Source organism: Sphingobium sp. BS19 (assembly GCF_027925545.1).
Taxonomy (GTDB): Bacteria; Pseudomonadota; Alphaproteobacteria; order Sphingomonadales; family Sphingomonadaceae; genus Sphingobium.
In genome coordinates this window covers 252,645-265,887 of sequence record NZ_BSEF01000005.1, presented here as the reverse complement: position 1 = coordinate 265,887, position 13,243 = coordinate 252,645, and the positions used below count along the sequence as shown (strand labels likewise).

The following is a 13,243-nucleotide window of genomic DNA, read 5'->3' as shown; positions in this document are numbered from 1 at the left end:
CAATGCCGCAGAAAAATCGTGATGGTGTTTGACGCTAAGGTTCTGTGTTAATGTCATAATTTATGCTATAAGTCGCCCATAATACAGGGAGGACAGCATGAAAGCCGTTGCATTCACCTTGGCCGCGATGGCGGCATCTTCAAGCGCAGTTCAGGCACAGACGCCGGGTGACATTCGCGATCTGGTGGGCGCGCGCGCCGCCGGGGCGGAGACCGCCATGCAGGCGCGGGGCTATATGTTCGTAAAGACGCGGACGGGCGACGACCGCAAATATAGCTATTGGTGGAATGCGAGAACGCGCCAGTGCGTGACTGTCGCGACGATGGATGGGCGATATGACTCCATCACCACCAGCCCCGCGCCGGATTGCAACCAGCGCGTGAACGCACCGGAGTATCGCGACAGGGGGTTTCAACGACCCGACGCGCGGCGTGAATCGCCCAGCTATGCCGGGGAGCGCGGGTCTGTTCAGGTGAGCGGCAATGCCGTCGATCTGGGGCTGGTGTGCTTTGGCGATGGCCAGCGGCCCGGCGTGGCGACGACTTATGGATGGTCGTGGAACAGCAAGCGCGACCGCTATGACTATGGCAATCGCACGGAGATGACGTCGCAGCAGTTCGACGCTTCGGTGATGATCCAGATGTGGGACGGGGGCGGACGGATCAGCCTGCCCAAGAAACTCATCCCGCCGGTGCATTCACGCGGCAGCGATGGGTGGTGGGACTTGTACGACGTGGAAGCGGGACCGGACCTGATCCGCGCGAAATATCGCCTGAACGGGATGAACAAGCCGACGATCACGATCAACCGGCGCAGCGGGCAGATCACGATCCGGGGGCTGGACCCCTATGGCTTTCGTGGGACGTGCGATTTGATCGATGGGGATGACCATCGGCGGTTTTGAGGGGGGTGAGTGATAGTGGAATGGAACCTTCGGAATTTGTGACGCACCTTGCTGCCGAAGGCTGTCTTGGAAATCGTATCTCTTACGGCAGGGGCGCCTTCGCCCCTTTCATTGTCATAGACGAGTGGAGTTAACTGTAGTCCCCGCAGTGAAACCAGGCCATTTAGAGATAGAGGAATTACTCCCAAATGTGCTTATTGTTATGGCGAAATGGTTTTTAGTGGGCGTGATTAGACGGCATGATGAAGGGAAGAGACCGAAATTCTCCTTGCTGGTGCGGCTCCGGAATAAAATATAAGAATTGTCATTATGATCGACACGATCAAACTAAAGATAATCCTTGGGATGCAGTTGCAAAGAATAGGAAGGCTTTCCAGCAAAAGATCTGCTCTGCACGCGATGTAGGACTTGGAAGCTGCGATGGTGGTGTAATTAAAGCGCATACGGTTTCTAGGGGGCCGAACCTTTCCAAGATCGCAAATGGCGGTCACGTGATGCACTATGCTGCAAATATTTCTGAGATGAACAAGAATGGTGGCAAACTGTCGATTGAGAAGATCGGCATCAGCGATGCGTCGGTGTTCTACGGATTCTGCAGAAAACATGACCGGGAACTGTTCTCTTGCATAGAGAACGAGCCGTTCGCAGGGCGCTGGGATCAGTGCCTAGCTGTGGCGTACCGAACCATAAGCCGAGAACGATACGGAAAGGATGCAGTAAGCAATTTGCGGGAGATTTTGCGAGGGGCTGACAAAGGTATGCCGCTAATGCAACAAATGCGCCTTCAGGGTATGATCGAAGCAATTGACTTAGGAAATAGAGCCGCACAGCAGGATATAAAGGCGACGTTTGACGTTCTTGTTGAGGCGCTCGTCCAAAAGCAACCGAATGTTATCCGGTCTCGAATCTTTGAATTCGATAGCGTCCTCCCGTTCATGTTCGCTGGAGCATGGTCGCCATTTACAGATTTATACGGCGTCAGACTGCAAATAGGTTATGCGGATGAATTGCTTGAGCAAATCATCGTTTCCTCATTTGCAGGTGTAAAGGGTAGTTCAATCTGCCTATCTTGGAGAGACCTTCCGGGGGCTCCCGGCAAAGCAATTGTTGAACAGATCGAGGCGCTGCCAAGCCAGCAGCGTGGCGGGGCTTGCCTCCAACTGGTGGCAAAGCACGTCGAAAATATTTTCTTTAATATTGATTGGTTTGGATCGCTTTCGGACACGCAACGTAAGACACTGGATAGATTGGTATTCAGTGGTGTGGATGCTATGGGAAGCCCGCCCTCAGCCCAAATCTCTCTAGACCTAGAATTTACTTTACCAAACCTAGTACGATCCTACTCCGTTTAAATTGTAAGATTCAAATCCATAGCGTCGTGAACGAAATGAAGCGCTTTTCGACACGGCGTGTTTCAGGTTTTCTGTTGTAGCTAACAAGCGAACGATACTGGCTCTATTGCCGTCCTTCACCCCTACCCCCGATGCCCCTTCCTCCACTTCGTCACCAGATGCCGTGCCAGCATCATGGGCGGCATTCTTAGCGCGTGGGAGCGGAGGTAATACCCCATGCGGAGGGGTTTTTGGGTTTCCTGGCCCCAGGCGTTTGTGGCTAGCAGGCGTTTGGCGATCAGGCGATCTTGTAGGGGTAGCGGGGCTGGCTTTTCCTGGGGGGCGTAGAGGTGGCGGGCCAGGCGTTGGGCTTGCGCTACTGGCGCGGTTAGGCCGTGGTGGGCGGCTCTGGTGGGGAGGTCTTCGCTGGGGGCGAGATCGGTCAGCAGGCAGTGGATGTCCCACAGGTTGCGCAGGCCGCCCGACAGGTCGCCATCGGCCAGCATATGCGCGGCGGCGTGGCAGATGCGGTCGGTGGGGGAGAGGATGCGCAGCCCTTTTAGTGATCCTTCCGAAATCGGGATGCTGTCGGCGAGGAGGGCCGCGGGGTCTGGCTTTGGGCGGGCGGTGAGCGGCAGGATACTGTGGTGGACGTCGATCATCCGGTCGCGGTCGCGGTGGATGAGCGGGGGGAGTTCGTGCATCCACTGGCGGTAATAGGCATCGTCATAGGGATCGGGCTTTACCCATTCCCAGCCTGCGGCGATCAGCGCCGCCTCAACGGCGTCGAGCGCGGCGCGGGGGACGAGGATGTCGAGATCGCCGATGAAGCGGCCCTGCGCGGGGGAAAGCTGCGCGGCGGCGTAGGCGGTGCCTTTGAGGAGGACGACCGGGATATTCAAGGAGGCGAGGGCGACGCGGGCGCGGTCGGCTTCCCAGAGGGCTTGGCGGGCTTCGCGGACGGCCTCCGTGCGGGCGTCGGCGAGGATCGGGCGGACGGGGGCGGGGACGGCGATCTGTTCGAGGCGGTAGGCGAGGGTGCCGATCAGGCGCTCTGCGCGGGCGGCGGCGATGAGGGCGTTCCAGTCCGGCGCGGAAAGGCGCGCGGCGGAGGCGGGATCGCGGAGGGTCTGGACGAGGAGGGTGGCGGTCATGGGTGCGCTGCCCCAGCGGACGGTTGCGAAGAAGAAAGTGGGATCCCGGCTTTCGCCGGGATGACGGTGGGGGATGGGGTGCGCGTCATTGCGTTTCTGCCCAGAGTTGCTCGATCAGGGCGATGGCGTCTGCGCCGCTGGGGAAGTCTATGGCGTGGGCGGGGACGGTCTGGACGAAGCGGGTGAGGGCGGTGAAACCGGGTTCGCCCAGCGCGGTGTAATTGGTGGAGGCCTGGGTGAGGCGCATGAAGACTTCGCCTTGGCCGACGGTGCGGATTTCGGGTGCGAAGCCGTAGCGAGGGAAGAGGAGCAGCGCGGGCATCGCGCCTTGGCTCATGCGCGCGACGGCGTCTGCGCGGGGGGAGAGGTGGCGGATGTCGCCCTTGGCCGTGGCGCGCAGGAGGGGGCCGAAACGGTCGGGCGCGGCTTCGGCTTCCATGACGGCAATGGCCGCGTTTTTCAGCGATATGAGGCGCGGGAAGGCGAAGATCTGACCGCTGTGCAGATCGAGCAGCGCGAATTCGTCGCCCATCAACCGCCAGCCGCGCTCGCCCAGTTGCGCGGCGAGGGTGGACTTGCCGGAGCCGGACTCGCCGGTCATCACGAGGGCGCGACCGTCTTTTTCTACGCAGGAAGCGTGGAGCAGCAGGTGCCGCCGCCAGCCGAGCGCCATTTGCAGGTTCATCCCCATCTCGGCGGCTAGCAGTCCGTGAGCGAGGGACATTGGCGCGGCGTCGGCAAGGCCGTGATCGCCGGTGATGTGGATCGACGGGCGGATATGGCGGCGCCACGGCTTCGATGGTTCGAGGCGGACGGTGAAGTCGGCAATGCCTTCGGGCGGCGTGGGATAGGCGCGGTAAAGCTGCGCGAGCTGCGCGATGGGGGCGGGCCATGCCGAGCCGATGCGGAAGCTGGCGGGGCCGATGGTGAGGGCGATGCTGTGCCTCATGCGCGGTGGATGAGGCCGAGGGCGACCATTTCTTCGAGATGCGCGGCGATGACCGGGCGCGCGGTGGCGGGGTCGCCCAGGTCGAAATGGGTGGTGAGGGTGGTGAGGATTTCTTCAGCACTGCTCCCCTCCCGGAAAGGGAGGGGTTGGGGGTGGGTAGCCTTCGAAGGAGGCTCGCTGCGCTCGCCACCCACCCCCGGCCCCTCCCTTTCAGGGATGGGAGAAGAGAGGAGAGCGTCCAATATTTCCGGCACGGGGCTGGCGACCATGTGGGTCTGGCTGGAGGGGCGGTGATAGATGAGCGTGATGTCGTCGAGCGCGCGGACGATCAGGTCGGTGGCCGGGGCGGCGCGGTAGCGGGTGGGGACTGTCATCGCGCCGGGGAGCGTAGCGTGCGCGGGTTAAAAAAGCGCGGCGAACCAGCATATTCGTTTTTTAGGGAGAGATAAGTTCCGTTCGGGCTGAGCCTGTCGAAGCCTTTTATTTCCTTAGAAGTGAACCCTTCGACACGCTCAGGGTGAACGGATTTCATTAGTATCCGGAAATTTTAGCGCGGCATTTGCAGCGAGGCGTAGCAAGTGAAGCCGCTGGTGCCCGATTGCAGGCGACGGATGTAGTTGAGATAAGCCTGGCTCTGTTCGTAGCTGGTGCCGGGCAAGGTGCGGCCGCGCATCGCGGCCTTTACTTCTTCGCCGGAGAACGGGCGGCGGGGGCCGGGGAAGGCGCCCTTTGTCCCGGCGGGGACGAGCGTGCCGTTGGCCGCGACGTGATTGCCCGCGCGGCCCGGATCGGGAACGGGAATCTGGCAGTTGAGGACTGAGGCCGCCGTCTGCGCCAGCGCAGGGCGGATCGACACGATGGCGGAGGCCGCGACCGCGCCGCCAATCAGCAATTGCCGCCGTGAAGGCACGGGAAGCGGTGCGCCGGTCACAGGATCGCACGGCGGCGTTGCTTCGGGCGTTGCTTCTTCGTTGCGCATTGCGATTATTCATCGCAGCAATCGCGCGAATAATCTAGGCCAGTAACCATGAATCGCACCAGCATGATCCAGATCCTCGTCGCCTCTGCCGTGATCGTCGCGGGGGCCATCGCCACGTGGCTGCTCGCCGGACAGTGGGAGACAGCGGCGATATCGGCAGCCGCAGGGGGATTGGCGCTGTTCATCCTGACCGACCGCGCGCCCCCGCCCACCGCCGTGACCATGGAAGATCCCGCACCGGGCGAAGGCGCGGACATTCTCGACAACCCCGATTTCAATGCCTTGCTGGAGGGGATTTCCGAGCCGGTGCTGGTGGCGGCACGCGGCAAGGTGGTGCGCGCGAACCGGCCTGCGCTGCGCCTGCTGGGCGCGCATATCGTGGGGGAGGATGCGCGGATCGCCATTCGGCATCCGGCAGCGGCGGAGCGGCTGGCCAGTCCCGGCCTGATGTCGGAGCCGGTGTCGATCAATCTGGTAGGGCTGGGTACGCGCGAGCAACGCTGGGAAATGCGGATCGCGCCGTTAAGCTCACCCGACGGGCACGAAGGGGTCGGAGAGAACCGGCGGATCGTGCATCTGATGGACCGGACGGGCAGCTATGCCGCCGAGCGGATGCGCGTGGATTTCGTCGCCAATGCCAGCCACGAACTGCGCACGCCGCTGGCCGCGATCCTGGGCTTTATCGAAACGCTGACCGATCCGACGGCGGGCGCGGAGACGGAAACGCGGGGACGGTTCCTGAAAATCATGGACGGCGAGGCGCGGCGCATGCAGCGGCTGGTCGATGACCTCATGTCGCTCTCACGGATCGAAGCGGAGAAATATCGCACGCCCGACGACAGCATCGACCTGCGCGAACTGGTGGCCGAAGTGGTCGCGGTGTTCCGCGACAGCCACGGCGCGCGGGGGCAGGAAGTGGTGGCGCATATCGATGGCGATACGGCCGCGGTGCAAGGCGACCGCGCGCAGCTATCGCAGGTGCTCCACAATCTGGTGGGCAATTCGGCGAAATATGCGCGACCCGGCACACCGATCGTCGTGACGCTGACGCCGGGGGCAAGCGGCATGGTGCGGCTGTCGGTGGCGGACGAAGGCGAAGGGATCGGCCCGGATCATCTGCCGCGCTTGACGGAGCGATTCTATCGTGTGGATTCGGGACGCAGCCGGGCGATGGGCGGCACCGGCCTTGGCCTTGCCATCGTGAAGCATATCGTGGAGCGGCATCGCGGGCGACTGGATATCGCCAGCATCGTAGGCAAGGGCACCACGATCACCATCCTGCTGCCGGTGGCGGAAGAGGTGGCACGCTGAGGGTCGGTATTTCCCGACAAGCCCGCTTGCCATTGCACGCTCTTACAGCCTAACGCGCGGACCATGTCGCGCACCTCCTCCGCCCCCGCTACCCCCGCCGCCGGACCGTGGCGAATCGAGGCGCGCGCCCTGATCGTACTGGCGCTGCCCATGATCGTGGGGAATGTCGCCTGGTCGGGAATTGCAGCGACGGACCTGTTGCTGCTCGGCCGTCTGGGGCCGGATGCCGTGGCCAGCGGGGCGTTGGGCATCAATCTCTACACCGCCTTGCTGGTGTTCGGCATGGGGCTGGTCACCGCTGCTTCGCCGATGATCGCGGCGGAGCGCGGCGCGCGGTTGCATTCGGTGCGGGATATCCGGCGGACGGTGCGGCAGACATTGTGGGCCGCGATCCTGCTGTGCATCCCGGCCTGGCTGCTGCTGTGGCACTGCGAAGCGTTGCTGATCGCGATGGGGCAGGACCGCACACTGGCGCAGGGCGCAGGCGAATTGATGCGCGGGTTGCAATGGGCATTGCTGCCCTATCTCGGCTTTCTGACGTTGCGCAATTACATTTCGGCGCTGGAGCGGCCCATGTGGGGCGTGATCGTGGTGATACTGGCGATCCCGTTCAATCTGGGCATCGGCTGGGCGCTGATCTTCGGGCATCTTGGGCTGCCTGCGCTCGGCATGTTCGGCGCGGGGCTGGCGGGGAGCGCGTCTTCGCTGTTCATGCTGCTGGGGATGGTCGCGGTGGTCATGCTGGATCGGCGCTTCCGGCGCTATCGCCTGTTCGGGCGCTTCTGGGTGGCGGACTGGCCGCGCTTTGCGACGGTGTGGCGGATCGGGTTGCCGATTGCGATTACGCTGGGGCTGGAAGTGACCGTGTTCAACGCCGCCGTGTTCCTGATGGGCCTGATCGACCGGGCGTCGCTGGCGGCGCACGCCATCGCGATCCAGATCGCAGCGCTTTCGTTCATGGTGCCGCTGGGCATCGGGCAGGCCGCGACGGTGCGTGTGGGCGTGGCCTTCGGGCGGCGCGATGCTGCGGCCATCGGGCGTGCGGGCTGGCTGGCCATCGGCATCGGCACGGCGTTTGCGCTGGTGGCGGGTGCGGTGCTGATTGCTGTGCCGTTGCCATTGATCGCGATCTTCATCGATGTCGCCGATCCGGCCAATCGTCAGGTGGTGACGCTGGCGGTGTCGTTCCTTGCGGTGGCGGCGTTGTTCCAGATCGTCGATTGCGCGCAGGCAGTGGGCGCGGGTGTGTTGCGCGGGCTGCAGGATACGCGCGTGCCGATGATGATCGCGGCAGTCGGTTACTGGGTGATCGGCATCGGTGTCGGCGTGCTGCTGGCGTTCCAACTGCGGATGGGCGGTGTCGGTATCTGGTGGGGCCTGGCAAGCGGTCTGGGCGTGGTGGCGTTGCTGATTACGGCGCGCTGGGCCATGCGCGAACGGCTGGGGCTGGTTTCGCGCGCAGGGTGACGGGGCGCGTCATACTGCGCCGCGCCAGATAGCTACGGATACTCCTTTGCACCTCATGCGTTCGGGCATGGAGGAGACCTGTATGACCACCCATGACGATCCCAAGAAGACGGAAACCGACCCAAAGGAAAAGGACGACGCGCCGCTTCATGATGCCGAGCAGGACGAAGAAAATATCAAAGAGGAAGGGGAGCCATTTCCCGGCAATTTCGCATGATGCGATGATGCTGATGGCGTAATGCCAAAGACGGTCGGACGAATGGTTTCCGCTAAAGCGTCGCAGCGTTCGTGCAAAGGCTTGCTGCAGACGCCTTAATCTCCTTCTGGAGACGTTGGCCGGGGTGTCAATCGACTGCTTTCAAGCAGGGGCAAGCCGCCTTCAGTCGGCACGTAAATGATGGTCGCATCCTTTGCGTCCAAAGCCTGAATCTGAAGATAACGCAGATAGCCCTCCGGTCCGCCAAGACTGCCTTGCAGAACACGGTTTGCTTTTGCTGCACCTTCGGCGCGAATAATTTCCGCGTCTGCCAACATCTTTGCGCTTTCCAGCTTCGCTTTGGCTTCCAGCGTCGCTACCTGTCGGCTCGACTGTGCTTCAGCCAGCTTGGCCTTGCCTGCCATCTCCTGCGAATAGACGTTGTACGTCGGGCAGCCCCATAAGCCGACGCCGACCGTCAATGCGATTGCGGTGACTATACCGACCGCCGCTCCTATTTCTCCGCTCATATCTTCCCCGCCAGCGCCACCACTAAACAAGCCCGAGCATTAATCCGCCTGAAGCAGGAATGTACAGATAATCCGCACCACACAAAAGCAGCGGTTATACAATTGAATATATGGTGCGCCCGGCTGGATTCGAACCAGCGACCACCCGCTTAGAAGGCGGGTGCTCTATCCAACTGAGCTACGGGCGCGCTGGGCTTCCAATAGCGGCGGGGCGAGGGCGATGCAAATCCGGCGCTGCAAAATAGTGCAATGCAGCACGCGGCGCATTGCAATGCAGCGCAAGCTGGATATGCAGGACAGTGTATGGATAGTTCGCCAGCCGCAACAATCGAGAAAATTGACGCTTCCACCCTCGGCGCGCGTCCGCTGCGCCATTTCGATTTCGTCATGGCTGCGTTCGTCGTCGTGCTGGTGCTGTCCAATGTGATCGGCGCGGCGAAGCTGGCGTCGGTGACGCTGTTCGGGCAGCCTTTCATTTTCGGCGCGGGCATCCTGTTCTTTCCGATCAGCTATGTGATCGGCGACGTGCTGACCGAAGTCTATGGCTATGCGCGGGCGCGTCGTTGCATCTGGGCGGGGTTCTGGGCGCTGATCTTTCTGGCGGTGATGACGGTGGTGGTAGTCGCCATGCCGCCTGCGCCGGGCTGGGAGGGGCAGGCCGCGTATGAAGGCGTGTTCGGCACTTTGGGGGTGCAGACATTGCGGATCGTCGGCGCGTCCATCGCCGGGTTCTGGGGCGGGGAGTTCGTCAACGCATTTGTCCTGTCGCGCATGAAGCTGCTGACGCAGGGGCGGATGCTGTGGACCCGGACCATCGGATCGACGGTGTTCGGGCAGGCTGTGGACAGCCTGATATTCTATCCCATCGCCTTTCTGGGCGTCTGGTCCACGGAGCAGGTGCTGGCGGTGATGGTGTCGAACTGGGCGTTGAAGGTCGCCTGGGAAGTGCTGCTGACGCCGGTGACATACAAGGTCGTCAATGGCCTGAAACGCGCCGAAGGGCTGGATATCTATGACAGCCAGACCGATTTCACGCCCTTCAAGACGCGGATCTGATTGCGGATGACATTGGAAGAAGTGTCCACGGTTTGGGGCAACTGGAAACATGACATCGAAATTGCGGTGGGCCTCAGCCCTGACGCGATGCATATCCATGTCGGCGTCCTGATATTGCTGTCGATCGCTCTGGTGACTCGCAAGCGCATGGATCACTGGGCACCGTGGCTGGGCCTTTTCGTGATCGAATGCTGCAACGAGTTCATCGATCTCAATCAGGTGCAGGGCAGTGTGGAAAACAACTGGCCCGCTTCGCAGCATGATATTCTGAACACGATGTTCCTGCCGACGATGATCATGCTCTACGCCCGGATTAAGCGGTTCGAGAAGGTCGGAAGCTGGGGCTGACCGACACGGACGCCCACGAAAACGCTGTAACACAGATGTAAATTTGCTTCAGCTATTGCCAAATCGACCGCCGCGTCCAATGTCGCTGGCGCACTGTCCCTATCAGAATCTGGTTTTGGGGCGGATTTCTTAAAGGGCGAATAGATGGGTTTACCGGCAATTACCGCAGCAATGATGATGGTGGGTACGCCAGCGGGACAAGGCGATGTTCCCAGCGTACCAGTCGCAACGGCTGTGCAGGACCGGGATATCAGGACATCCGTTCCGCCGACCGTGCCTACCTTGCCGCCGGCTTTGCCGACGACCGCACCGGAGAGCGCGGACGATGCCAATGCAATTATCGTGAGCGGCAAGGCGCAGGCTGCGCCGGGAGATCCGCTGGAACAGGTGAACGCGGAAGCGTTTGGCGTGACGCAGAAGGTGGACGACGCCGTCGTCGGTCCGGTGGCGATGGCGTATCAGGACTCGGTGCCGAGCCCGATCCGGAAGGGGATGCGCAATTTCCTGCGCAATCTGTTCGAGCCGGTCGTGTTCATCAATTACATGTTGCAGCTAAAGCCCGGCAAGGCCGCCGAAACCGCTGGCCGTTTCGCGATCAACACCACCGTCGGCATCGCCGGGCTGGTTGATGCGGCGAAGAAGAAGCCCTTCCATCTGCCCTATCGCCCGAACGGCTTTGCCAACACGATGGGCTATTATGGTATCAAGCCGGGACCGTTCCTTTACGTGCCGCTGATGGGGCCGACGACGGTGCGCGACCTGATCGGCTATACGATTGACGGGATGTTCCTGCCCTTTGCAGTCGGCAAGCCGTTCAGCCAACCGGCCTATGTCATTCCGGCAACGGTGCTGGGGCTGCTCAACAGCCGCGTCGAGTTCGATGGGCAAATCCGCAAGATCAAGTCAGCCGACGATCCCTATGCCATGTCGCGCGAATATTATCTGAAGGGTCGGCAGGCCGAAATCGACGCGCTGCATGGCAAGGGCAATGGCAAGTGGGTGCCTGAAGATGAGGTCAGCGATGTGCCGCCCGCTGAGGGGAATGCGCCGCTGCCCACCGATTTGCCAGCCGACACCGATGTTACGCCATCGCCCCAGCCACAGGCAGGGGTGAACCCGCCACCCAGTTAAGCGCGGGTAAGCAGTCCTTCGACGAGGCCTTCGAACAGGCGGCGGCCGTCGGTGCCGCCATGCGCGGGTTCGATCATGCGTTCGGGATGCGGCATCATGCCCAGCACATTACCGGCATCGTTCAGGATGCCAGCGATGTTGCGCGCCGATCCGTTGACGTTTTCGGCATAGCGGAACGCCACGCGGCCTTCGCCTTCCAGCCGGTCGAGCGTCGCGTCGTCGGCGAAATAGTTGCCGTCATGGTGAGCGACGGGGATGGTGATCGTCTCGCCCGCTTCATATTTTGCGGTGAAGGCGGACTGGGTGTTGTCGACTGTCAGCTTCACGTCGCGGCAGACGAAATGGATGCCTGCATTGCGCATCAGCGCGCCGGGGAGCAGGCCGGTTTCGGTCAGAACCTGAAAGCCGTTGCACACCCCGAAAACGAAGGTGCCGCGCTCCGCGGCCTGTGCCACGGCCTGCATCACCGGCGAACGGGCGGCCATCGCGCCGGAGCGCAGATAATCGCCATAGGAAAAGCCGCCGGGAACGCCGATCAGGTCGATCCCTTCGGGCAATGCGCTGTCGCCATGCCAGACCATCGCGGGCGCAGTGCCGGTGATCTGTTCGAAGGCCACGGCCAGATCGCGGTCGCAATTGCTGCCGGGAAAGACGATGACGGCGCTCTTCATCTTAAGCGACCTTTTCGATGCGGTAATTTTCGATGACGGTATTGGCCAGCAGCTTCTGACACATGGCATCGATGTCCGCATCGCTGGTGCCGTCGGCGAGATCGAGTTCGAGCAGCTTGCCCGCACGAACGTCGTTCACGCCTTCGAAGCCCAGACCGCTCAGCGCATGATGGATCGCCTTGCCCTGCGGATCGAGCACACCGCCCTTGAGGGTCACGAAAATGCGGGCTTTCATGGGGCGGGACTCCTGAATGGGGTAAGTTGCGGACCCCCTAGACCAAATGCGCGCCGATATGAAGCGGGTTCCGAAACAATAGGGTAAAGTGTTCCTGCGGATGCAGGAACCCAGTAATCTCATCACGCGCAAACGTTGCACTATTACTGGGTTCCTGCCTGCGCAGGAACACGACAGTGTCGAGCGAACTTATATCCCGCGCTTTTTCCGGTGCGTTTCCATGTCGAGGATCGCGTTTTCGGCGCCTTCGGGCAGCAGGCCAAGGCGACGGGCGACTTCCTGATAGGCTTCGACTTCGCCGCCAAGGTCGCGACGGAAGCGGTCCTTGTCGAGCTTTTCGTTGGTGACGGCGTCCCACAGGCGGCAGCCGTCAGGGCTGATTTCGTCAGCGAGAATGACGCGGCTGAATTCACCGTCCCAAATGCGGCCAAATTCCAGCTTGAAGTCAATGAGGCGGATGCCGATGCCGGCGAACAGGCCGCACATGAAGTCGTTCACGCGGATCGCCATGTCGGCGATGTCGTGCATTTCTTCCTGGCTGGCCCAGCCGAAGCAGGCAATGTGCTCGTCCGAAATCATCGGATCGCCCAGCGCATCGTCCTTGTAGCAATATTCGATGAGCGTGCGGGGAAGCTGCGTGCCTTCCTCGATACCCAGTTTCTTGCTGAGCGATCCGGCGGCGACGTTGCGCACGATCACTTCGATCGGGATGATCTCGACCTGACGAATCAACTGCTCACGCATGTTGAGGCGGCGGATGAAGTGGGTAGGCACGCCGATCTGCGCGAGGAGCGTGAAGATATGCTCCGAAATGCGGTTGTTGAGTACGCCCTTGCCGGAAATCGTACCCTTTTTCTGCGCATTGAAGGCAGTCGCATCATCCTTGAAATACTGGATCAGCGTGCCGGGTTCTGGACCCTCATAGAGGATCTTGGCTTTGCCTTCGTAAATCTGGCGGCGACGGGCCATCGGCATATCCCT

The 13,243-nt window shown here is 61.6% G+C and carries 16 protein-coding genes and 1 tRNA gene; 8 read left to right on the top strand and 9 right to left on the bottom strand.

Annotated features, from left to right (window positions below; genetic code table 11):
- The first annotated feature begins 97 nt into the window (after positions 1 to 97).
- Both QMG56_RS07470 and QMG56_RS07465 read left to right on the top strand, forming a co-directional pair.
- Positions 98 to 904: a hypothetical protein gene (locus QMG56_RS07470; RefSeq protein ID WP_281821937.1), complete on the top strand. Its 807-nt coding sequence runs from the start codon at positions 98 to 100 to the stop codon at positions 902 to 904.
- Between the two features lie 239 nt (positions 905 to 1,143).
- Entirely contained in the window at positions 1,144 to 2,256 is a 1,113-nt protein-coding gene (locus QMG56_RS07465; RefSeq protein WP_281821936.1) for an SEC-C domain-containing protein, read from the top strand.
- A 122-nt stretch (positions 2,257 to 2,378) separates the two neighbouring features.
- Here QMG56_RS07465 and QMG56_RS07460 read toward each other — a convergent pair whose 3' ends face one another.
- From QMG56_RS07460 to QMG56_RS07445, 4 genes are all read right to left on the bottom strand, one after another.
- Positions 2,379 to 3,389: a nucleotidyltransferase family protein gene (locus tag QMG56_RS07460; RefSeq protein ID WP_281821935.1), complete on the bottom strand. Its 1,011-nt coding sequence runs from the start codon at positions 3,387 to 3,389 to the stop codon at positions 2,379 to 2,381.
- 85 nt (positions 3,390 to 3,474) lie between these two features.
- Complete coding sequence (locus QMG56_RS07455) at positions 3,475 to 4,338, bottom strand: HprK-related kinase A (protein ID WP_281821934.1); 864 nt, start codon at positions 4,336 to 4,338, stop codon at positions 3,475 to 3,477.
- Positions 4,335 to 4,712 (bottom strand): hypothetical protein, encoded by a 378-nt coding sequence (locus QMG56_RS07450; protein ID WP_281821933.1) that lies wholly within the window; start codon positions 4,710 to 4,712, stop codon positions 4,335 to 4,337. Before QMG56_RS07450 ends, QMG56_RS07455 begins: the two co-directional genes overlap by 4 nt.
- A gap of 173 nt (positions 4,713 to 4,885) precedes the next feature.
- Entirely contained in the window at positions 4,886 to 5,317 is a 432-nt protein-coding gene (locus tag QMG56_RS07445) for a hypothetical protein (RefSeq protein WP_281821932.1), read from the bottom strand.
- Positions 5,318 to 5,365: 48 nt separating this feature from the next.
- Here QMG56_RS07445 and QMG56_RS07440 point away from each other — a divergent pair, with 48 nt between their 5' ends.
- From QMG56_RS07440 to QMG56_RS07430, 3 genes are all read left to right on the top strand, one after another.
- Positions 5,366 to 6,628: an ATP-binding protein gene (locus QMG56_RS07440; protein WP_230187105.1), complete on the top strand. Its 1,263-nt coding sequence runs from the start codon at positions 5,366 to 5,368 to the stop codon at positions 6,626 to 6,628.
- Positions 6,629 to 6,691: 63 nt separating this feature from the next.
- Positions 6,692 to 8,095: an MATE family efflux transporter gene (locus QMG56_RS07435; RefSeq protein ID WP_281821931.1), complete on the top strand. Its 1,404-nt coding sequence runs from the start codon at positions 6,692 to 6,694 to the stop codon at positions 8,093 to 8,095.
- Positions 8,096 to 8,177: 82 nt separating this feature from the next.
- On the top strand, positions 8,178 to 8,312 hold the full coding sequence (locus QMG56_RS07430; protein WP_281821930.1) for a hypothetical protein: 135 nt from the start codon (positions 8,178 to 8,180) through the stop codon (positions 8,310 to 8,312).
- Between the two features lie 95 nt (positions 8,313 to 8,407).
- Here the strand turns inward: QMG56_RS07430 and QMG56_RS07425 are convergent, their stop codons facing one another.
- Both QMG56_RS07425 and QMG56_RS07420 read right to left on the bottom strand, forming a co-directional pair.
- Entirely contained in the window at positions 8,408 to 8,821 is a 414-nt protein-coding gene (locus QMG56_RS07425; RefSeq protein WP_281821929.1) for a membrane protease subunit, read from the bottom strand.
- Positions 8,822 to 8,932: 111 nt separating this feature from the next.
- Positions 8,933 to 9,009, bottom strand: a tRNA-Arg gene (locus QMG56_RS07420).
- Between the two features lie 115 nt (positions 9,010 to 9,124).
- On the opposite strand from QMG56_RS07420, the gene QMG56_RS07415 reads away from it, so the two are divergent.
- From QMG56_RS07415 to QMG56_RS07405, 3 genes are all read left to right on the top strand, one after another.
- Positions 9,125 to 9,877, top strand: a complete 753-nt coding sequence (locus tag QMG56_RS07415) for a queuosine precursor transporter (protein ID WP_281821927.1) — start codon at positions 9,125 to 9,127, stop codon at positions 9,875 to 9,877.
- Positions 9,878 to 9,883: 6 nt separating this feature from the next.
- Positions 9,884 to 10,225: a hypothetical protein gene (locus QMG56_RS07410; protein ID WP_230187108.1), complete on the top strand. Its 342-nt coding sequence runs from the start codon at positions 9,884 to 9,886 to the stop codon at positions 10,223 to 10,225.
- Positions 10,226 to 10,369: 144 nt separating this feature from the next.
- Positions 10,370 to 11,356, top strand: coding sequence for a VacJ family lipoprotein (locus QMG56_RS07405; protein ID WP_281821925.1), 987 nt, complete (start codon positions 10,370 to 10,372; stop codon positions 11,354 to 11,356).
- Here the strand turns inward: QMG56_RS07405 and purQ are convergent.
- The 3 genes from purQ to purC all read right to left on the bottom strand — a co-directional run bounded on the left by purQ (position 11,353) and on the right by purC (position 13,231).
- Complete coding sequence (gene purQ, locus QMG56_RS07400; protein ID WP_281821924.1) at positions 11,353 to 12,027, bottom strand: phosphoribosylformylglycinamidine synthase subunit PurQ; 675 nt, start codon at positions 12,025 to 12,027, stop codon at positions 11,353 to 11,355. The two genes, QMG56_RS07405 and purQ, sit on opposite strands and share 4 nt — an antisense overlap.
- A 1-nt stretch (position 12,028) precedes the next feature.
- Positions 12,029 to 12,262 (bottom strand): phosphoribosylformylglycinamidine synthase subunit PurS, encoded by a 234-nt coding sequence (gene purS, locus QMG56_RS07395; protein ID WP_230187111.1) that lies wholly within the window; start codon positions 12,260 to 12,262, stop codon positions 12,029 to 12,031.
- A gap of 189 nt (positions 12,263 to 12,451) precedes the next feature.
- On the bottom strand, positions 12,452 to 13,231 hold the full coding sequence (gene purC, locus QMG56_RS07390; RefSeq protein WP_230187112.1) for a phosphoribosylaminoimidazolesuccinocarboxamide synthase: 780 nt from the start codon (positions 13,229 to 13,231) through the stop codon (positions 12,452 to 12,454).
- Between the last annotated feature and the right edge of the window lie 12 nt (positions 13,232 to 13,243).